Annotated in this window: 16 protein-coding genes and 1 tRNA gene; 7 read left to right on the top strand and 10 right to left on the bottom strand. The window is 44.9% G+C overall.

The features are described from left to right. The gene (locus GVV58_RS05485) at positions 1–1,218 is read right to left on the bottom strand and encodes a multidrug effflux MFS transporter (RefSeq protein WP_159516123.1); all 1,218 of its coding nucleotides are present in this window, start codon (positions 1,216–1,218) and stop codon (positions 1–3) included. Positions 1,219–1,357: 139 nt separating this feature from the next. Between GVV58_RS05485 and yccS the strand changes: the two genes are divergently transcribed. The 4 genes from yccS (at position 1,358) to GVV58_RS05505 (ending at position 7,818) form a co-directional block, all read left to right on the top strand. Then, positions 1,358–3,532, top strand: coding sequence for a YccS family putative transporter (gene yccS / locus GVV58_RS05490; protein WP_074383432.1), 2,175 nt, complete (start codon positions 1,358–1,360; stop codon positions 3,530–3,532). 85 nt (positions 3,533–3,617) lie between these two features. Further along, the gene (locus GVV58_RS05495; protein WP_005169724.1) at positions 3,618–4,178 is read left to right on the top strand and encodes a YcxB family protein; all 561 of its coding nucleotides are present in this window, start codon (positions 3,618–3,620) and stop codon (positions 4,176–4,178) included. A 170-nt stretch (positions 4,179–4,348) separates the two neighbouring features. Then, positions 4,349–6,928, top strand: coding sequence for a sulfite reductase flavoprotein subunit alpha (locus GVV58_RS05500; RefSeq protein WP_179999743.1), 2,580 nt, complete (start codon positions 4,349–4,351; stop codon positions 6,926–6,928). A gap of 95 nt (positions 6,929–7,023) precedes the next feature. Then, complete coding sequence (locus GVV58_RS05505) at positions 7,024–7,818, top strand: YdcF family protein (RefSeq protein ID WP_159138272.1); 795 nt, start codon at positions 7,024–7,026, stop codon at positions 7,816–7,818. 24 nt (positions 7,819–7,842) lie between these two features. Here the strand turns inward: GVV58_RS05505 and GVV58_RS05510 are convergent, their stop codons facing one another. From GVV58_RS05510 to GVV58_RS05525, 4 genes are all read right to left on the bottom strand, one after another. Continuing rightward, entirely contained in the window at positions 7,843–8,301 is a 459-nt protein-coding gene (locus GVV58_RS05510) for a DUF2750 domain-containing protein (protein WP_005097833.1), read from the bottom strand. A gap of 71 nt (positions 8,302–8,372) precedes the next feature. Continuing rightward, a tRNA-Val gene (locus GVV58_RS05515) sits at positions 8,373–8,448 on the bottom strand. Between the two features lie 496 nt (positions 8,449–8,944). Beyond that, a complete protein-coding gene (gene elsL, locus GVV58_RS05520; RefSeq protein WP_159516125.1) occupies positions 8,945–9,478 on the bottom strand; it encodes a cell wall-recycling L,D-carboxypeptidase ElsL in 534 nt (177 codons plus the stop codon). Next, positions 9,475–9,933: a YbaN family protein gene (locus GVV58_RS05525; protein ID WP_005097835.1), complete on the bottom strand. Its 459-nt coding sequence runs from the start codon at positions 9,931–9,933 to the stop codon at positions 9,475–9,477. Before GVV58_RS05525 ends, elsL begins: the two co-directional genes overlap by 4 nt. Positions 9,934–10,020: 87 nt before the next feature. Between GVV58_RS05525 and GVV58_RS05530 the strand changes: the two genes are divergently transcribed. From GVV58_RS05530 to dapE, 3 genes are all read left to right on the top strand, one after another. Further along, the gene (locus GVV58_RS05530) at positions 10,021–10,896 is read left to right on the top strand and encodes a DUF1853 family protein (RefSeq protein ID WP_159516126.1); all 876 of its coding nucleotides are present in this window, start codon (positions 10,021–10,023) and stop codon (positions 10,894–10,896) included. A gap of 112 nt (positions 10,897–11,008) precedes the next feature. Then, on the top strand, positions 11,009–11,161 hold the full coding sequence (locus GVV58_RS05535; protein WP_004280704.1) for an entericidin A/B family lipoprotein: 153 nt from the start codon (positions 11,009–11,011) through the stop codon (positions 11,159–11,161). 121 nt (positions 11,162–11,282) lie between these two features. Further along, complete coding sequence (dapE, locus tag GVV58_RS05540) at positions 11,283–12,419, top strand: succinyl-diaminopimelate desuccinylase (protein ID WP_005097842.1); 1,137 nt, start codon at positions 11,283–11,285, stop codon at positions 12,417–12,419. Between the two features lie 65 nt (positions 12,420–12,484). On the opposite strand, the gene GVV58_RS05545 is transcribed toward dapE, so the two are convergent. From GVV58_RS05545 to GVV58_RS05565, 5 genes are all read right to left on the bottom strand, one after another. After that, a complete protein-coding gene (locus tag GVV58_RS05545; protein WP_005097843.1) occupies positions 12,485–12,943 on the bottom strand; it encodes a hypothetical protein in 459 nt (152 codons plus the stop codon). Positions 12,944–12,946: 3 nt separating this feature from the next. Next, positions 12,947–17,401: an Hpt domain-containing protein gene (locus GVV58_RS05550; RefSeq protein WP_159516127.1), complete on the bottom strand. Its 4,455-nt coding sequence runs from the start codon at positions 17,399–17,401 to the stop codon at positions 12,947–12,949. A gap of 168 nt (positions 17,402–17,569) precedes the next feature. Further along, positions 17,570–19,642, bottom strand: a complete 2,073-nt coding sequence (locus GVV58_RS05555; protein ID WP_005169698.1) for a methyl-accepting chemotaxis protein — start codon at positions 19,640–19,642, stop codon at positions 17,570–17,572. A gap of 46 nt (positions 19,643–19,688) precedes the next feature. Continuing rightward, positions 19,689–20,225 carry a chemotaxis protein CheW gene (locus tag GVV58_RS05560; protein WP_005097846.1) on the bottom strand — a complete coding sequence of 179 codons (537 nt, stop codon included), beginning with the start codon at positions 20,223–20,225 and terminating at the stop codon, positions 19,689–19,691. Positions 20,226–20,230: 5 nt separating this feature from the next. After that, the gene (locus GVV58_RS05565; protein ID WP_005097847.1) at positions 20,231–20,599 is read right to left on the bottom strand and encodes a response regulator; all 369 of its coding nucleotides are present in this window, start codon (positions 20,597–20,599) and stop codon (positions 20,231–20,233) included. Position 20,600: the final 1 nt, after the last annotated feature.

Consider the following 20,600-nt stretch of genomic DNA (forward strand, 5'->3'; position numbering starts at 1 on the left):
TTATTCATGTTTGAATACTGGCAGCTCAAGTTGACAAATTGCCCAGACGGTAATACAAACAAAAACCAGCATAATCAATGCCATATTTAATAAAGCATTCCAAACCAGAAAATTTAGTAAAAGCCCGCCCAATAAGCCACAGACAAATTGCATACTGCCCATAATCGCGCTAGCAGTTCCTGCACGTGCACCCTGCTTCGCCATAGCCAATGCCATAGCATTCGGGCCAGTAAAACCGATCGACGCCACCACAATAAACATGCCTAACAACACCCAGAACACAGAATCGACGTCCAGACAGCCGAGTAAGATTAACCCTAATACACCAGCAAACTGCAGACAGGTGCCAATTTTCAGACGCTGCAATATCGAGAATCGCCCAGCCAGACGTTTATTCAAGGTCGAAAACAGCATGATCCCGAAGGCATTGGCACCAAAGGCATAAGCAAACTGCTGCTCGGTCAGTTGATAACGATCCATCAGAATGGCCGAAGAAGCACTGATATAACAGAACATCACCGCACCGGAGAAACAACCGGCATAGAGCGGGCGTCGAAAGCTTGGATCCTGAAAAATAGTACGGTACAAACTTAATACCTGTTGAAAGTTCAGTTTGAGACGGCGTTCTGGTTCCAAGGTTTCTTTAAATAGAAAATGTACACAGGCCAGACTCAACAGACCACAGCCCATCAGTACCACAAAGATCATGTTCCATTCATAAAACATCAACACCCAGGCCCCCAGACTTGGGGCGATGATTGGCGCAATGGCGGTCACAATCATCATGCTGGCAAAGGCCTGAGCTGCTGAATGCATATCCAGACGATCACGAATGGCCGCACGGGCCATGACCACCCCGACACAACCACCCAAGGCCTGCAGAATCCGTGCAGCGATCAGACTCCATTCATCCTGTGCAAACACACACAGCAGACTTGCCACAATGTATAAACACAGCCCAAAATACAGCGGTGGTTTACGCCCAATCCGGTCACTGATCGGCCCATAAATCAGTTGCCCCACAGCCAGACCGAAGAAGTAAGCCGGCAAGCTATTCGAGACCATTTGGGTACTGACGCCAAAATCTGCTGCCATCGCCGGCAAGGCAGAAAGATACATATCAATGGATAAAGGTCCGAGCGCACTCAGTGCCGCTAGCAAAACAATCCAGGACATGGCATAAGGTGGTTGTACGATTTTATTCGATGGCATAAGCATGAAGATTTAAAGCGCTAATATGCAGACAAGTTAACACAGTGCATAGTATGATTTAACTTGAAATGAAATTTTATAAACCTACTATTTTTCATTGGCATATTCAGATTCACCTGTAAGACTGCAGTATAAAGGACGACCTTTGAAATCTTGGCTCACTCGTCTCAAGCAAACCACCTATAATACGACCTTGATGTATAACCTGCGAATGATGACGGCATTTGCAGGTACCGCCTTTGTTCCCTATTTTATGGGGCAACAATTGATGACGATTCCCCTGACTTTAGGCGTGGTCGCAGCCGGTTTAAGCGATATTGATGACCGCTTTTCGGTGCGTATTCTCAATCTGCTATATACCTACATGGGTTTCTTTATTACTGCGGTTGGCGTTTATCTGCTCTATCCTTATCCGCCGCTGTTCGCCTTGGCCTTGATTGTTTCTTGTATTGGCCTGATTCTGCTTGGCTCCCTTGGCAGGCGCTATGCCACAATTTCTTATGGCTGTCTGGTGGTTTCCGTCTATGCCATGCTGGGTGTCGAACTGTTCGATGAATGGTATAAGCAGGCCGGCTTGCTGGTCATCGGTGCGATGTGGTACGGCATTCTGTCGACGCTCAGCTTCCTGGTCTTCCCTGCCCGGTTGGCACAAGACAAGCTTGCCACCTCTTATGCTTCGCTTGGTGACTTTTTATATGCCAAGTCCAATCTGTTTGATGTGGACATGACCCCGACCAGTTATCAGCAGAGCATGATTGATCTTTCTCTTGAAAATGGCAAACTGATTGCCATTTTTAACGAAATGAAAACGGCGCTCTTGACCCGTCTAAAAGGCGACCGTGGGCAAAAAGATACCCGTCGCAGTCTGCAATATTATTTTGTGGCGCAGGATATTCATGAACGTGCCGATTCAGCCCATATTGATTATCAGAAACTGGCCAAGATTTTCCAGCACAGCGACATCCTGTTCCGCTTTCAGCGCATCATGTCGATTCAGGGCAAAGCCTGCAAGGACCTGAGCGAAAGTTTGCTGCTGCGCAAGCCTTATGTACATAACAAACGCTTCAAGCATGCTTTTGACAATCTTCGGCTGTCTCTGGAGAAATTACGTCAGGATCAGCATTATGATCAGGTCTGGATTAATGCCTTATTTTCACTATTTCAGAACCTGAAATCGATTGATGCCCAGTTACGTAACCTGGAAACCGAGCAAAGTATCAAAGCCGAGCGTTTTAAACATATTGAAAACCAGCTCAGAGATGATGACCTGAAAGGCTGGGATGACATCAAGGTTCGAATTAAACAGCATCTCACCCCAGAATCGGTGCTGTTCCGGCATGCCATCCGCCTGTCGATTGTGCTGCTGATCAGCTATATCTTTGTACAGGTCAGCAATATTGAATATGGTTACTGGATTTTATTAACTGCACTGTTTGTCAGCCAGCCAAACTTTAACGCCACCAAACGGCGTTTACGTCTGCGGATTGTCGGTACCTTGGTCGGTATTATTTTCGGTTATGCCATTTTATATTTTGTACCTTCTGTCGAAGGACAATTATTACTGCTGGTGTTCAGCGGGATCTTGTTCTTTGAATTGCGTAGTAAACAGTATGCCCAAGCCACGGCCTTTATCACGATTCTTGCGTTGATCAACTTCAATCTGGATGGTATGGGCTTTGCTGCGGCTATCCCGCGGATGATTGATACCCTGATTGGCTGTGCCATTGCCTGGTTCGGGGTCAGCTTTATTTTCCCGGACTGGAAGTTCCGACGTTTGCCGCGCAGTATCAAACGCAGCTTGCAGGCAGAAGCGGACTATTTAAGTGAAGTGATCGAGCAATATAAATCGGGGCGTAATAATGGCCTGAAATATCGGATTGTGCGCCGTGCTGCCCACAATACCGATGCCGAGGTGGCTTCACTCATTTCGACCCTGGCCACTGAACCGGATATTGATCCGGTACAAAAATCGCTGGCCTTTGAGTTCCTGTGTCTGAACCATACCTTTATCAGTTATATCGCCGCGCTGGGTGCGCACCGAGGAAGAATTGAGGATCAGGACATTCTGAATTTACTGGATAATGCATTAGAGAACATTCGCGGTGCATTATTACGAGACGAAACGCCCGATTTAAGGGCGCAAAATATGATTGTCCATATTCGACAGCGCCTGTCACATGATCAGGAACAAGATCAGAAATCTCTGATCATTTTGCAGCAGCTGTCTTTAATGTTCAGTATTTTAAACCAGTTGAGCCAATTGAAACAAAGTTTGAGTCATGAGCGTGATGAACAGGCAACAGAACTCGGTTCATTATAATTTGGATGATTTTGGAACAATATACTCACTGAATTGGTACAATTAATGCTAAACTTTTTACAGTTTTAAATCTGCTAGTTTCACTATGACCGCGAAAAATTTATACGCTTATACCCTACAGCCTGTGAACTATGAAATTTCAGAAGCCGAGCAGCGTCATGCTCAGCTGGTGATCTGGCGTAGTACCAATAAAATTGGCATGAAAGCATGGCTGATCATGGGTGCTGTTGTTGCACTTTCTATTCTGGGCCTTCTGCTTCTCAAGAACTATTCAACCGTGTTCTGCTGGGTGGCGATTGCCTGTGTGGTGTTGTATTACCTGATCCGTACCTTTGGTCTGGAATGGTATGTTAAACGCAAGATGAATGAATTTCCGGTACAGGAAATCAAAGGTGTTCGTCTGGGCGTACAACCGCACGGTATCATCATGCGTCAGAAAATGGGCATGCAGGAAGGTGTGGGTGCGATCAGCTGGAAAGACATTTATGAATGGTACAACACACCAGAATTCATGTTGGTCAATTTCAAGGTAAAAGGCCAGCAAGGTGCTTATATCCTGCCTAAACGTCTGGACAGCAAAAACTTTTCTTTTAACACGATTCGTAAGCATCTAGAAGCAGAAGTTGGCGCAGCCAAACAAATCTAAACTTGTACACGTTTCAACAAAAAACCTCCTGCCCCGGCATGGAGGTTTTTTTAATCCTAAAACAATAAATGATAATGAGAATAAATATTATCCTCAACACCTATAATTCAGTATTAAAGTTCAGTTATAATTTGCCCACTTTTATAAAGCTCACCCTTAATCTGACGACCATGTTTAAAAAAACATTTTTCCAAATCCACTGGTTTCTGGGGATTACAGCAGGTTTAATCCTCTCTTTGATGGGCGTCACTGGCGCAATTTATTCCTATGAACAACAAATCTTAAAATGGATAAATAACGACAGTTATACGGTTCAGGTTCAGCAAGGTGACAAACTTACGCCTGCTCAGCTGTATCAGCATTTTCAAAATACCACTCCTGAGATGAAGATTAACAGTATTAGCGTGGCACAAGATCCAAGTGCTTCAAGTACTGTAAATATTGCCAAAGAGGGAGCACGGCGTGGTCATAACATCCTGATCAATCCCTATACTGCCGAAGTTTTGCCTGAGATTAAGGGTCGAGAATTTTTCCAGTTTATTCAGCAACTGCATCGTAATTTAACGGTTGGCCCGGTCGGCAAACAGATTACCGGTGCTTGTACTTTAATGCTGATTTTTTTCGTCTTGTCCGGTCTTTACCTGCGCTGGCCAAAACGTCATTCGATCAAGCAATGGTTCTTTGTAAAACCCAAGCTGAAAGGCCGTAATTTTATCTGGGATCTGCATGCTGTTGTGGGAACCTGGGTGGTGATTTTCTACCTGATTCTGGCTTGTACTGGTCTGTACTGGTCCTATGACTGGTGGCGTAGCGGGATGTTTAAAGTTCTCGGCGTTGAACGTCCACAGCCTACCATGCAAGCCAATGCGGGCAATAATCGTGGTGAAGGACGTCAAGGTGGCGAACGCGGCCCACGTGGTGAAGGACGCGAAGAAGGCATGAATCCAGAACAGATTAGCCGCGCGCTAGATTTGAGCTGGACTGGCTTTAATACTGAATTTTCAGATAAATATTCCACAGTAACCTTTAATCTTCCCAAAAAACCCGACGGCAGCATGCAGCTCAGCTTTGTCGATCCGGTTGCCCAACATGAACGTGCGCGGAACAGTGCCACTTATAATTACCAGACAGCCGAATTTACAGAAGTTGAGCTCTATGAAGATAAAAAGCTCAATGAAAAGATCATGAGCAGCATGTTACCGGTGCATCGTGGCAGCTTCTTCGGCCCGATCTACCAGTTCTTTGCCATGGTCGCAGCCTTGTTAATGCCATTATTCTTTGTGACAGGCTGGATGCTGTATCTGAAACGTCGTAAACAGAAGCGCTTAACGCTGGCAGCGCGTCAGGGTGTCACTCCAGTTGACTTAGATGAAAATGCCAAACCTTGGCTGATTGCTTATGCATCACAAACAGGTGTCTCAGAACAACTGGCTTGGCGTACAGCAACTGCCCTGCAGGAAGCACGTCAACCGGCAACAGTAAAAGCGGTACAACAACTGACGCTTGCCGATTTACAGCAAACTGAGCAGGTATTATTTGTTGCCAGTACTTATGGCACAGGTGAAGCACCTGATCTGGCCTCTTCTTTTGAGAAAAAAATCCTGTCTGGCAAAGCTGATTTGCGGCATTTAAATTATGCGGTGTTGGCGCTCGGTTCTCAAGAATATCCGGATAGCTATTGCAGTTTTGGTCACCGTATTGACCAGTGGTTGCAGCAAAATGGTGCCCAGCAGTTATTCACTACCATTGAAGTGGATAATGCCAATAATGAGCACATCCAGCAATGGAATACTGCACTGGCACAAGTAACTCGCCTTGAACTGCAAGCCATGGGTATCGATAAAACCTTTGATCAGTGGACACTGACTCAACGTGAAATCCTCAATCCAGGTAGTCTGGGTGCTCCTGCCTTTAATATCGAACTGATTCCTGAGCATGAAGCAATCTGGCAAGCAGGTGATATTGCCGAGATTCAGCCAGCTAACAGTCCGGAACGTATTCAGGCATTTATGCAACAACACAATATTGCTGCCGGCACACAAGTGCCTTCTATGCAGCAAAGCATTGAGCGCGCGCTTTGGGATCGTGATCTGACTCAGGCAGAACCTTTTGATTCAATGGATCAGCTCCTCAAGCAATTACCGGCTTTGGCATCACGTGAATACTCGATTGCCAGCATTCCAAGTCAGCAAGTCCTGCGTCTGGTGGTACGTCAGCAAGCTGATGCGAATGGAAATCTAGGTCTGGGTTCAGGCTGGTTAACCCAGCATGCCGCACTCAATGCACCGATTGCGCTACGCATTCGCAGCAACGAATCGTTCCATCTGATTGATGATAACCGTCCGATCATTTGTATTGGGAATGGTACCGGTATTGCTGGTTTAATGAGTCTGCTCAGCTCCCGTAACCGTCAGGAATACACCCAAAACTGGCTGATCTTCGGTGAACGTCAGCGTGAACATGATTTTTTCTTTGCAGAAACCATTCAGGCCTGGTTGCAAATGGGAACCCTGAAACGGCTGGATCTTGCGTTCTCTCGTGACCAGCAGGAAAAAGTCTATGTGCATCATAAATTACGGGAACAGGCTGAAGAGCTGAAAACCTGGGTTGCCCAAGGCGCAGTGATTTATGTCTGTGGTAGCATCAATGGCATGGCCAGTGATGTCGATCAGGCCCTGACCGAGATACTTGGTGAAACGCTGCTCGATCAATTACGTCTGGATGGCCGTTATCGCCGTGATGTATATTAAGATGAACTGATATACTAAAAACCGGGCGCAATAGCCCGGTTTTTGAAAATACAAAAGTAATAATAAAAATATGAATAAGAAAAAAGGAAACTTGGATGTTCAATCAACTTAAACGAAGTCTCAGTCTGATCTTTGGCTTGATCCTCTGTATCAATAGCGTCTGGTTACTGAATCAGGATCAAAGGCATTTTGGTATCATGCTGTCTATCATCATTGCTGTGGCACTGATCCTGTATGCCCTGCTTTTTTCATCTATTCAGCGCTGGAAACAAAATTCTCGACTCAGAACATTGTTCTGGAACAGTCTCTGGGGCGGATTTTTATTCTGGATCATCAGTGTCGCGGCTTTCTTCGCTTATATCCAGATGTCGATTAACTCAAATATTCCTGCACAACCGGCTACAGCGATTCTGGTATTAGGTAGTGGGATTAACCAGGGTCAACCCTCACCCATCTTAAAAAATCGTCTGGATACTGCAGCAAAATATGCAGAACAATATCCAGATACGTTGATGATTATGACCGGGGGACGAAATTTCCGGGAAAGACAAAGCGAAGCTGAAGTCATGCAACATTATATTCATATGACCTATCCGCAGCTCAAAAACCCGATTCGCTTAGAAGATCAAAGCAGAAGCACCCAACAGAACCTGCAATATTCTCAGGCGATCTTGCAACAACAGAATATTGATCGAAATGAGCCTATTGTGATTGTGACCAACGATTTTCATAGCCCGCGTGCCCGTGCCATTGCCAGACATCAGGGCTATCAGCAAGTGATCAGTCTGAGTGCCCGCACTCCTCAGAATGCTCGCTACCATTCATGGCTACGTGAATATTTTGCGTTGATTAATGGCTGGCTGCTGAATGAATATTCACTGTTCCAATAAACAAGCTATTTAACAACAAGAAAATTAATTTAAACGAATGTGTCTTGGCAAAGGCATATCCGGATTTTTAAAAAGTTCCGGCTTTTGCACATAGATCTGATACAGATAATTTTTGATATCCAGTAATAATTTTTCCGGTGCCACCAGAATATTCTGCCCTTCTGGCGTCAGATCAAGAGACACAATGGTACTTTCCTGACGTAAAAACGGAATCACTTTCTCTACAAAATCCTTGAGACCAATTTCCTGAATATCGTAATTCACCCAATTGTCTTTAATCAGCAGACGAGCCAGACCTTTACTGTGCCAGCAAGCAAATGCACGCTGTCCAGTAGGGGTCGCACACAAAGCCCAGCCATCCTGATAAAGCGCAAAAATGCCGGCATTCGCGACAATCGATTCAATATATTGTTTATAAAGGTGTTGAGGGTCGTATGTAGTTTGAGATTTGGTCGCTGCCTTGCGCTGATATGGATTTCTCATCGTCATGAAACCTTCAAATTATTATAGACTTCAAATTCTATGAAATGTTCAGTGTTTAGGCAAGAAAGATATGGTGGGCGCTGACGGGATCGAACCGCCGACATTCTGCTTGTAAGGCAGACGCTCTACCAACTGAGCTAAGCGCCCTTTCTAAACGTCTATCATCGTTTGATGGGTGCATTATAGAGAATCTGCACAGCCTGTCAAACGCTTTTCGGAATGTTTTCCACTTTTTAGGTGTGAGTGATTAAAAAATAGGTTGTTTGTTAAAAAAAACAACACTTTTTGTTTATTTTTTAAGTCTCTACCGAAATTTTTTAATTTCCAAAATGAAAATCACAACAAAATTTCCTGTCTTCTCTTGCGAGATTTCAGACTCACTCAGGCAGTATGCTTTAGTTCCGATCAAGAATTATACAAAGCTTTAAAATTACTCGGCGTTGTGTTCATGTAATCTTTCAACTGTCATTTATTTTTATGTGAAAAATAGCGATAAAGTTTAGCTTTAGACGATGATTCAACCCGTTTCATGCTGTAAAAATAGGATCTGGATCAGATTAATAAATGTCTTAAACTGTATTAAATCATCTCATCCCGCCCGTAAAAACAAAATCATTTTCACATGACATTAAAGATCGATTCATTATTCAGTATGCACACCCTTCAGCATTTTTGAATCTAATGCATGTTCCGAGATATACACCAAGGCATTCTCACCCACCAGGTCAAAGAGTTCAGCGACCTCCAGATTCCGCATACGAATACAGCCATGAGAAAGCGGCTCTCCCATCATTTCTGTTTCTGGCGTGCCATGAATATAGATATAACGTTGATAGGTATCGCAGCCCTCGCCTTGATTAAAACCGGCTTCAAGCCCACTCAACCATAAAATACGGGTCAAGATCCAGTCACGTTGCGGAAACTCTGCTGCCAGTTCAGCAGCATAAATTTCACCCGTCGCCTGACGTGCAATAAATACACTGTTTAAAGGTGCATTCTGACCAAACTTTTCAGCGATCTTGTGCCAGCCACGTGGGGTCTTGCCACTATTTTCAGTTTCACCAATGCCATTTTTACCAGTGGAAATCAGATATTGCTTGTTTAGACGTGGCAAATACAGCTTTTGTTGGGCGAGATCAATCAGGATATCTGCTTGATCCAGATGCAAGGTACTCATGACTTGTTATTCTCTGAATCTACTTTATTTGACTCTGTTTTCTTTAACTTTATCTCTGTTTTTTCAATATGAATCGTTTCTTGATGAAGCATCACCTGATCCGGTTCAGGACGTCGCCATAACCAGATGGCCACAATCAGCATGGTGATATTGGTAAAGGCTTTTACTGCCAAGGGTGCGGTAGTAAACAGCATGATAATCCCGCTGATCAGCATCATGATACTGGCCAGCCATTTGGCCTTACGCGGTACAGTACCATGTGCCCGCCAATCTCTTAAAGTCGAGCCATATTTGGGATGGTTCAATAACCAGTTATCCATTTGTGGCCAACCTTTAGATGCCGCCCAAGCAGCCAGAATCAAAAAGACCGTTGTTGGCATACCCGGCAGGATTGCACCGATAAAGCCCAGGATCACAAACAGCACCACCAGACTCCGCCAAAACAACACTTTCATACATCAACCCTAACCGCAGAATTCAGGTAGTATAAAGCGTTTTCCGATACTGTCCGTTGTATTTCTGCACTTTTCACAGGTTGTACCATGTCTTTTTCCAGTTTAAACCAAAATCTTGTAGAAGCATGGCATCGTTATCAACATCCTCTGGTACGGCAACTGGCATTTGCTGTCGGCAGTCCGAATATCCTGTCCGGTATTCCCGAGGAGCTTGAACTCATACATCGCTTTGAGCTGCATGACAGCCAGACCTGGCAGCAATATCTTAGCCAGTATCATCCACGTTTGGAATTTCTCGATCAGCATCCAGAAGAATTAATCGAATTTGTGCAGCAACTGAAAAGCACGCGTTTGGGGCTGCGCTTTGAAATGCTGGTCTGGTTCTGGTTACTCGACGATGCTTATCATCCCTATCAGCTACTCGGTCATAGTATTCAGCAAATTGAGGGTGCAAAAACCTTGGGTGAACTGGATTTCCTAGTCCTTAATACCGATACCGGACTGGTTGAACACTGGGAAATTGCCCTGAAATATTATCTGGCCGAAGCAGATTTTAGTCTGCCGCATTGGTACGGTTTGAACCGCACCGATACCTTAATCAGAAAAATGAACCATTTCACACAAAAACAGTTCCAATTTGATGAAGCTTTAGCACATTCTATTCAAAAACGTTTTTGTGTGATGAAGGGACAGTTGTATCTGCCGACCCATCATGCTGACCAGCCTATTCCCACCTGGATCAATACCGAGCGTCGCCTAGGTCTATGGGGGCAGCATATTCCTGCTGCACAAGACGCGTTCTATCGCCTGCAACGGCATGAATGGATTTATCCGCAAGCCCAGCCAAGCAGTTTGACTGCGACCTGGTGGACGGATGGTCTCTATAAAAAAATAGATCGCAATGACTTCTATATGTATCGCCAACCGGTACTAACTCAATATCCATCACATAAGCCCCTATAAAGCATTACATTTATTAACCGAAGCACTATGAAAACCACATATTTTTTAGTGCGTATATTTTCTACTCTAAGTTCCACATCATAATAATTTTATTATTGATTATACGGAGATGATGATGAAAAAAATTCTTGCTGCTTCATTAATGATGGCTTTTGTATTAACTGGCTGTAACACCGTAAAAGGTATGGGCAAAGACGTGTCTAAGGCGGGCGATGCGGTAACCAATACTGCTGAAAAAACCTCTGACGAAATCCGTCAAAACTAGTTTTTTCTTAAATGCTCATAGAACCCTATCTCAGATAGGGTTTTTTTATATCGATCGTTCACATTCAAGCCGATATTCGCCTATTATAGAGCCGAGAAAATTATCGACTGTTGAAAACCGCATGAGCTCTTCCGCTACTCTCGATTTAAGCCTGCAACTATTACGTCAGCCTTCTGTCACCCCCATTGATCATGACTGCCAGAATATTATGGCGGAACGTTTAAAAAAGATTGGTTTCAATATTGAATCCATGCGTTTTGAAGATGTCGATAATATCTGGGCACGCAAAGGCACAGAAGGTCCGGTCTTCTGTTTCGCTGGCCATACCGATGTGGTGCCAACGGGCAACCTGGATGACTGGAACTCAGATCCATTTTTACCCGAAATCCGTGAAGGTAAACTTTATGGTCGTGGCAGTGCCGACATGAAAACGGCTTTGGCAGCTATGATCGTAGCGACAGAACGTTTTGTAGAAAAATACCCAAATCATAAAGGTTCAATTGCTTACCTGATTACGTCAGATGAGGAAGGCCCATCAATTAATGGTACAGTCAAGGTCATTGAAACCCTGGAAGCGCGTAATGAAAAAATTACCTGGTGTCTGGTCGGTGAACCGTCAAGTACCCATAAACTGGGGGATATTGTCAAGAATGGCCGTCGCGGTTCTTTAAATGCCAATCTCACGGTAACAGGCAAACAAGGCCATGTGGCATATCCGCATCTGGCAGTAAACCCGATTCATAGCGCCTCTAAAGCGATTGCCGAGCTGTGTGACACCGTCTGGGACCATGGCAATGAATATTTCCCGGCAACCACTTTCCAGATTTCCAATATCAATTCAGGTACAGGCGCAACCAATGTTGTTCCGGGTAACATGAATCTGCTATTTAACTTCCGTTATTCAACTGAAGTGACCGCCGAAGAACTTAAAGCACGTACTGTGGAAATTCTGGATCGTCACGGTGTGGACTATGACATTTCCTGGACTTTGTCGGGCTTGCCATTTCTGACCCCGGTCGGCGAGCTGGTCAATGCAGCTAAAACCGCTATTCTAAATGTCACCGGTACTGAAACCGAGCTTTCTACTTCTGGTGGAACCTCGGATGGCCGCTTTATTGCACCTACAGGCGCACAGGTACTGGAACTTGGCGTATTGAATGCCACCATCCACCAGATCAATGAGCATGTTGATATTGCCGATCTGGAGCCACTGGCTGAAATTTATGAGCAGATTTTGGTAAATTTACTTGCCAATTAAGTAAATTCATAACGCAATAAAAAAGGAACTCCATGGAGTTCCTTTTTGATATTTAATAGTTTGCATTACAGCCCGATTGTAGCCTGAATATTCGTCATATTCGGAATATGAAACAGCTGTTCATTCATTCGTACATATTGAAAGATGGCAGGATCATTCACCGGCTGATCGACATCGACCACTTCAGAAATACGAATCCGGATGGTTTTCGGCATTTCATTGCACATTAGGGCAAAACGCTGATTGATCTCATCACCTTCAATCACCAATGCCACGCCATGTTGACGTGAAGGCTCATTGATGGCATAGACTGGCAATTGTGCTTCATGCCATTCCACTGTCTTGACCTGGGTATTGCTGTCCAGCGCTGACAGCACAATGTTTTGTGGCAATAACATCGGATCTTTGCCATGACAGTCAATAATATAAGCATCAATAAATCCGGTCGATACCGTAATCAGATGCTGAAGTTCCTGCTGGCTAATCTGATCAGCCATCTTGCTCGTCGAATTGCTCTGACTCATCGATTACCCCTGTTTTTCGGCAATTAATTGTTGAATATTGGCCAGCAGTTCAGCTTCCTGGAACGGTTTACCCATATAGTGGGTCACGCCCAGACTGAATGCACGTTCACGATGTTTCTCACCAGTACGCGACGTAATCATGATAATCGGCAAGTCACGGTGAATATCATGGTGACGAACCAGGTTGGTGACTTCAAAACCATCCATACGTGGCATTTCGATATCCAGCAGCATCAGATCCGGTCTGACATTTTCTAGCTGCTCGATCGCATCTACACCATCTTTGGCGGTCACAATGTCATAGCCCTGACGTTCAAGCAGACGCGAAGTTACCTTACGTACTGTCACCGAGTCATCGACAATCATCACCAGACGGCGTGCGTTAGAATGACGCGAACCATCACGCTGATCATGCATCTGTTTCACACGCTGTGTCGCCTGAATCTGACGCGCAATATTCTGGCCATCGAGAATCAGACAGACCTGACCATCACCCAGAATCGTAGCACCCGCCACTACCCCGATGTTGGCAAACTGCTGTCCAATCGGTTTCACCACAATCTGTGCACGTGAACCCACCAGTTGATCGACCAGCAAGGCAATGGTTTGGCCACTGTTGCCTTTAATCAGAAGCACCGGCAATGAATGACCGACATTATTCAGACGTGGAATCGGCTGAGTACCGACAAATTCCGACAGATAACGCAGCTTGTAGTTTTCACCATCAATCTTGAAGTAATCGTCTTTACTGTTAAAGTAAGTTTCCAATGTGGTCGGCGCAATCCGCACGATTCGGTCAATCTGCGCCAGAGAAATTGCATATTGCTGATCGCCCGCTTTCACCATCAAGGCATCACTGACGGCCACTGTCGTCGGTACGCGAATCGTAAAGACCGTGCCCTTACCCAGTTCCGAGCTGACCGAAACATGACCGCCGAGCAACTTGATTTCACTTTGTACCACGTCCAGACCAACGCCACGACCAGAAATCTGGGTGACTGCTTTTGCGGTAGTGAAACCAGGATGGAAGATATATTGTAGTATTTCATCCTGATCAATCGGCTGGTCGGCTTTGATCAGATCCAGACTGAGGGCTTTCTCACGAATTTTCTCCGCATCGATCCCCTTGCCATCATCACTGAAAGAAACGATGACATCGGTTCCTTGGCGGCTGATGTTCAATACAATAGAACCCACTTCCGGCTTGTTCAATGCCAGACGATCTGCGGTATCTTCCAGACCGTGGTCAATCGCATTACGCAACATATGTTCAAATGGCGTAACCAGACGTTCCAGAATATTACGATCCAATTCACCTTCAGTATTCTGCACAATCAGTTCGGCAGGACGGTTCAAGGTGGTTGAGGTTTGACGCACAATACGTTGTAAACGCGGCAACATCCGGTCAAACGGCACCAGACGGGTACGCATCAGGCTTTCCTGAATCTCGGCCTGAATACGCGATTGTTGTAATAATAAACCTTCAGTTTCACGAATCTTGTCGGCCAAGGTGCTCTTGAAATCGACCAGATCCGATGCCGATTCTGCCAGAGATTTAGATAACTGGTTCAACGATGAATACTGGTCCATTTCCAGCGGATCGAAGTCGGCATAGCGCGAATTTTCTGAACCATGCTTGGCAATAATCTGTGATTCCAGCTCGCCTTCCATTCGACGCAACTGGTCGGCAAGTCGTTTGATCGCCAGTTCCATCTCGTTCAGGGTATTGCCGAGCTGACCCAGATCCATCTCGATCCGCGAACGGTTAATCGAGTTCTCACCCGACAGGTCAATCATCTTCTCGACCAGATCAGCAGAGATACGAATCATCTCGTTATTGCTATCGCTACTGCCTGTATTCGCCCACTCACCCATCATCTGTGGCGGTTCAGTACCATCACCCTCAACAAAACCAAAGTCGGTGCTGACCACCAGATGTTCTGTTTTTGCCAGACGCTCAGGCAATTGCGCAGTGACGTCCACATAAGCAATCTTTTTCAGACTGCTTTGAAGCTGCTCAAAACCGCTATAGTCGCGCTGGAAAATTGCCTGTTTTAACCAGGCCAGTGTTTTCTGCAATAAGCCATCATAGGCATTCGAGTTGAATTGATAAACTGCAAACTGCTCGAAAGTGGTTTCCAGTTCATAGGCAATGCTGGCCACCTCTTCAGTTTCAATCATGCGTGCACCACCTTTAATACTGTGGGCAGCACGTTGTAACTGAAGTAATAAACTACGGTCACTACGCTGATCGAACCATTGATTGAGCAGCTTCTCTGCATTGGCCAGAATTTCTTCAGACTCTTCGAGGAAGGTTTCTTCAACGATTGATTTCAGCTCATCTTCTTCAGAGCGTTCAACTTGATTTTCAGTAAATCCAGGGGTTTCAACAGTTTCAACTAATTTTTCTGTTTCAGCCAGATCAGTTGCAGGCTGCTCTGTCGCCACTAATTCTTCGAATGGCACTTTAGGAGTCGATAGCATCTCTAACGCGGTCACGTTGAATGCAGCAGTTGTGCTTTCAACAGCAGCCAGCGTTTGCCCAGAAAGTAGTGCCTGAATATTTTGTAAAATTGCCACCGCTTCTGTCGCCGGATAATCAATGCCATCATCTCGAATGGACTGAATACGGTCGGACACGTTATCCTGTACCAAACGGATAATCTGGATTAAAGCAGGTGTTACGGCAATCTGTTGACGGATCACCCGTTCATAAATACTTTCCAGTTCATGGGCAATCAAACCGATATGCGAAGCCGCAATCATGTTTGCACCACCTTTTAAGGTATGCAAATGACGCATCAGATTGTTCAGTGAAGTCGTATCATCCTGTTTTTTGCTCCAGGTATTCAGATCTTCATCAATACCTGCCAGCAATTCATCAGCTTCTTCCAGAAAGATACCTAACAGTTCTTCATCGAAATCACGGTTGGTTTCAGCACTCTCGCGCTGTTGACGATCGGCTGCAATACGCTGGCTCAAGGCAGCGAAATCCACGCTGCCTGTGCTTAAGGTGTCAGCCGTTGGGAGAGTATCTGTGGTCGGCTCAAGGCCTGACTTTTCAGTCTCTTCCGCAAAGATCTCAAGATCCTGTTGTACAAATGCCGACAGTTCACTTAAAGTTTTTTGAATGTCATCATTCAGAATGACGCGCTGTCCTGCGGCCAGGGTATCAAATAAATGAATAAATTCCTGATGTGCCTGTGCAAACAGTTCATAAGCATAATTGCTGTTTAACAGCACCGGCTTTTTAAGCAGGGCATCATAAGCCGATTTCAGATCTGCCGTGAATTCATGAATTCCTTTGGCCGCGCGGCTATCAGTATGCGCCAGTAATTCTGCAGCCTGTTGACTCAGTGCCTGGATATATTCCGGATAATCGACTTGTGCGCGTTTATCGAATTCAAACTCAGCATCGAGCAACAGGTCAATATCCAGCTCAACCAGTTTGGACACCAGACCTTGGGTTTGAACCGCATCTGTTTCAGTGACCGCAAAGCCATAATCACTCCAGACTGCTTCAAAAGTGGCATAGACCGCATCTAGTTTTTCGGTATCCCCCTGACCTAATAAATGCACATAGTCACTGATAAATTCGGCATATTGAATCAGTAAGGCTGTTTCTTTTGAGGTCGAGACTATTTCATCTTGTAGCAAGGTTTTAAATAACTGTTCAACTTTAGAGCTGGCTTCAAAAATCTGTTCAATCTGCGCCATCGATGAACTGCCACGCAAGGTATGAATGGCACGAATCAGAGCATTATAATCTTGTGATTTTTCATCTTCAGTACGCAGGAAGGTGGCAATCGTTTCCAAATGCTCTTCGGCTTCTTCAATGAAGATGGCCACGGTTTCTTCAATATCATTGCGAACCGCTACTTCTACCGGCGCTGTTTCGATAATAGCAGCAGATTCACTTAGGTCATGATCTGCAATTTCCAGCCCTGTGGTCTGACCTTCGGCAGTCAAATGATCGGCCAATGCTAATAATTCTTCTAACGCAGGTTCAGGTGAAAGGTTTTGTTGTAATTGTTGTCCCAACAGCAGCATTGGACGCAGGTCGAGATCCAATTCCTGTACATGTTTAAATTTTGGATATAAAGCATATTGATAGACATTCAGTACCGCTTGGGCAAATTTTTGCACCGTCGCTGTCAGCTGAATTGAACCGGACAAGACCCGGTTTAGGGTATCTTCAACTGCCCAGGCCATTTCCCCTGCCGATTTTGCCCCCACCATACGACCTGAACCTTTCAGGGTATGAAAATGACGGCGAATGGTCTTCAGGTTTTCCTGATGATCTGGATTGACCAGCCATTCTGGAAATAAAGCATTTAACTCAACGAAGATTTCTTCGATTTCCTCAACAAAAATTTCAAGAATTTCTGCATCTTGATCAAGATAACTATCTTCAGGAAGCGTTGTCGTTTCAACTAAATTTTTTAATATTTCTTTCATAGCTTATGCTTCTTACGTTATGCCGCCAAGAAGGGCGCTCAAACTTAATTGTGACCGTCACGCAATACCTAACGTTTGAGGTTAAGTACATCTTGTCGAGGCTTTATCTGTATTTTTTGAATGTGCCTCAATCGTAATCAAGGCACATTCTCCCCATCATCTCTAACTTTATTCTGGTAGTTTAAAGTCAGCTACAGATTCACGTAATGCATCGGCCATATTTGCCAGTTCAGATACCGAACGTGCTGTATCGAAGGTGGCACTGGTGGTTTGCGAAGTAATTTCCTGTACGACATTCATCGTGGTCGCAATATGACCTGCAGATGCAGACTGCAGTTTCGCTGCATCGGAAATGTTCGCAATCAGTTTCGCCAGGTTATTCGATACGGTTTGAATCTCATCCAGTGCCACACCGGCATCTTTAGACAAGTTCGCACCACGCACAACCTCGGCTGTAGTTTGCTCCATCGAAATAACCGCTTCGTTGGTATCGGTCTGAATGGTTTTTACCAGGCCTTCAATCTGCTTGGTTGCAGACGCAGAACGTTCTGCAAGACGCTGTACTTCATCAGCTACAACTGCGAAACCACGACCGGCTTCACCCGCCATCGACGCCTGAATGGCTGCGTTCAATGCCAAAATGTTGGTTTGGTCGGCAATATCGTTAATCAAGGCAACGATGTTACCAATTTCCTGAGAAGATTCACCCAGACGTTTAATACGTTTTGAGGTTTCCTGAATCTGTTCACGAATCGTGTCCATCCCCTCAATCGAGCGTTGTACGACATCCGCACCATTTGCAGCAATTTGTACCGAACGGTCTGCTACCACAGCAGATTCATCGGCGTTGGCAGATACCTGATCAATCGACATGGCCATTTCGTTAATTGCCGCAGAAGCACCGGCAATTTCCTGAGCCTGATGTTCAGAAGCTTCAGCCAACTGGTTGGTAATGCCCTGTGTGGTTGCGGTATATTGCGCAACTTCTTGTGAAGTTTCAGTAATACGCGATACCAGGTCACGTAACTGGTCGATTGCAAAGTTAATCGAGTCGGCAATCGCACCGGTAAAGTCTTCCGATACTGTTGCGTATGAACGTAAATCACCATCTGCAAGATCGGCGATTTCATCCAGTAAACGTAAAATCGCATTCTGGTTACGGTCATATTCTTCTTGTAAACGGCCTACACGCTGCTTATCCGATACACCACGCAAAGAAAGCAATTTGAATACACAAAGCAAGAAACCAAGTAACAAGGCAATCAACAGGATGGCTGGAATAACGGTTTTAAGACCTGAGTTACCTGATAATTTGTTCAGGTTATCTAAAAGCACATCAGACTGGGCAAAAATAGATGCAGCGGCCTGACGAACTTTTACAATTTCAGTCGAGTTCTTCAGAATAATTGCTGATGCTGATTCGAGTACTTCATCATATTCAGCCTTAATACCTTCTAGAGATTCACGCATTGCTGGATCAGCAATACGCTGTACGCCCAGTTCAACAGAACCATTCAATTGTGCATTTAAATAAGAGCCGAAAGTTTCGGTATCGGCACTAAAGTCATCTGCCGATTCACGAGAGCCATCACTACCCGTCAATACCAGACTGATGGAACGTAAAATACGTTCTGCAATAAATACCTGGTTCTTGGCAATCACCACCTGGCTCGATGGCATATCTTGACGCGCCATCTGGTCAACCATCAAGTTATATTCCGCCTGAATCCCGGGAATTGCTTCACCAATGGCAATGTTGGTGTCGTATAACTGGTTAATGATTTTTTGTTGCGAGGTAATCAGATCAATACCGCTAGAAACTTCTGTCCACTGTTTATCAACAGCTTGTAGCGCCTCATTATCTGAATGAATATTTTTAACTGTTTCAAGGTTCTCAGCAAAAGATTTTTGCGAGTCAGTTAGGTTTTTCATTGACTCCGGTGTACCCGAAGCGGTTGCTTCAGTTGCTTGGCGCGAAATCGTTTGCGAGAGGAGACGTAAATCACCCAGACTTTGAGTGAGTTCGTTGCTACGTGGCACACTATAAAAAAGATATAATAAAGTGATCAGTGCGGCTAAAAGACAGCCTGCTGCCCCATAGATCAGCGGTTTTGACTTTTCACTATCACCAAATACACGTGATAATTGATCTATTTGCGATTGAATCTTAGTGAAAAAAGCATTACCGCCTTTGCGGCCAGTGCTTTCACCTGTATTTTTCTTTTTAAGTTTAAAGCCCATGCAGCCTCTCCCCGGTTGACGCCTTGATCACTTTCGTGCGCGACATTTAATTTATAAATTTTATAGATGCGTTCATAAAATTTGGATTTTGCAACAGACGACTGAATAAGAACACATGCCACTGCTGGTTGTGCTGATGAAAAAATCCTTGACAGTATTCTTGTAAGTTTTCATCTAATTCAGATTTCTTCGAAAAGAAACTTTTCTTATTGAAATGTTGTATACCCAAAACTTGATCTACGACCAAACCGACATACTGGTCATTATGGTTGATGCACAATACTTTTTGAGTCGGTGAAAACTGACTGCTATGCCCTGATACGTATTGAGTGAGATCAGAAACGGATAACAGTCTTCCCCGGATATTCGCCAGACCCAACACCCATGCTTGTGTCTTGGGTACCGGCGTATATTTTGGGGGATAAATCACTTCTGATACTTCCCCCAGCGGAGCAACAAAATATTGCCCCATCATCTCAAAAGCAATGCCCGACCATCGGTTCACTTCATTGTCATTGGAAACGTAGTTTTTATTTCCCCGTTTCGCAATGCGAAGCAATTCGATAAATCCATTTGCTGCCATAGAGCTTATCCTGCATTGAGGTGTTGCTTAATTACTTCTATTAATTGTTTTTCATCTACTGGTTTTGTTAGATAGTCTGCTGCACCCTGACGCTTGCCCCACACGCGGTCAGTGGCCTGATCTTTGGTACTGACAATCACAATTGGAATGTGTTTGGTGGTCGCCCCACGCGCAATCTGACGGGTCGCCTGGAATCCGTTTACGCCCGGCATCACAACGTCCATCAGGACCAGATCAGGCAATTCAGCCTGTGCCATGGTGACGCCATCGGCCCCATTGGCTGCTTCAATCACCTCAAAGCCATGTTTAGAAAGAATTTCTCTAAAGCGAAAAGTTTCTGTCGGTGAGTCATCCACAATTAGGATACGTGCCATG

The sequence above is a fragment of the Acinetobacter sp. 18QD2AZ41W genome (assembly GCF_009829025.1).
Taxonomy (GTDB): Bacteria; Pseudomonadota; Gammaproteobacteria; order Pseudomonadales; family Moraxellaceae; genus Acinetobacter; species Acinetobacter pseudolwoffii.

Coding starts and splice junctions, on each gene's coding strand:
- GVV58_RS05485 (WP_159516123.1), bottom strand. CDS start 1,218: ATGCTTATGCCATCGAATAAAATCGTACAACCACCTTATGCCATGTCC.
- GVV58_RS05550 (WP_159516127.1), bottom strand. CDS start 17,401: ATGAAAGAAATATTAAAAAATTTAGTTGAAACGACAACGCTTCCTGAA.
- GVV58_RS05500 (WP_179999743.1), top strand. CDS start 4,349: ATGTTTAAAAAAACATTTTTCCAAATCCACTGGTTTCTGGGGATTACA.
- dapE (WP_005097842.1), top strand. CDS start 11,283: ATGAGCTCTTCCGCTACTCTCGATTTAAGCCTGCAACTATTACGTCAG.
- GVV58_RS05505 (WP_159138272.1), top strand. CDS start 7,024: ATGTTCAATCAACTTAAACGAAGTCTCAGTCTGATCTTTGGCTTGATC.
- GVV58_RS05555 (WP_005169698.1), bottom strand. CDS start 19,642: ATGGGCTTTAAACTTAAAAAGAAAAATACAGGTGAAAGCACTGGCCGC.
- elsL (WP_159516125.1), bottom strand. CDS start 9,478: ATGAGTACCTTGCATCTGGATCAAGCAGATATCCTGATTGATCTCGCC.
- GVV58_RS05535 (WP_004280704.1), top strand. CDS start 11,009: ATGATGAAAAAAATTCTTGCTGCTTCATTAATGATGGCTTTTGTATTA.
- GVV58_RS05510 (WP_005097833.1), bottom strand. CDS start 8,301: ATGAGAAATCCATATCAGCGCAAGGCAGCGACCAAATCTCAAACTACA.
- GVV58_RS05545 (WP_005097843.1), bottom strand. CDS start 12,943: ATGAGTCAGAGCAATTCGACGAGCAAGATGGCTGATCAGATTAGCCAG.
- GVV58_RS05530 (WP_159516126.1), top strand. CDS start 10,021: ATGTCTTTTTCCAGTTTAAACCAAAATCTTGTAGAAGCATGGCATCGT.
- GVV58_RS05495 (WP_005169724.1), top strand. CDS start 3,618: ATGACCGCGAAAAATTTATACGCTTATACCCTACAGCCTGTGAACTAT.
- GVV58_RS05560 (WP_005097846.1), bottom strand. CDS start 20,225: ATGGCAGCAAATGGATTTATCGAATTGCTTCGCATTGCGAAACGGGGA.
- GVV58_RS05525 (WP_005097835.1), bottom strand. CDS start 9,933: ATGAAAGTGTTGTTTTGGCGGAGTCTGGTGGTGCTGTTTGTGATCCTG.
- GVV58_RS05565 (WP_005097847.1), bottom strand. CDS start 20,599: ATGGCACGTATCCTAATTGTGGATGACTCACCGACAGAAACTTTTCGC.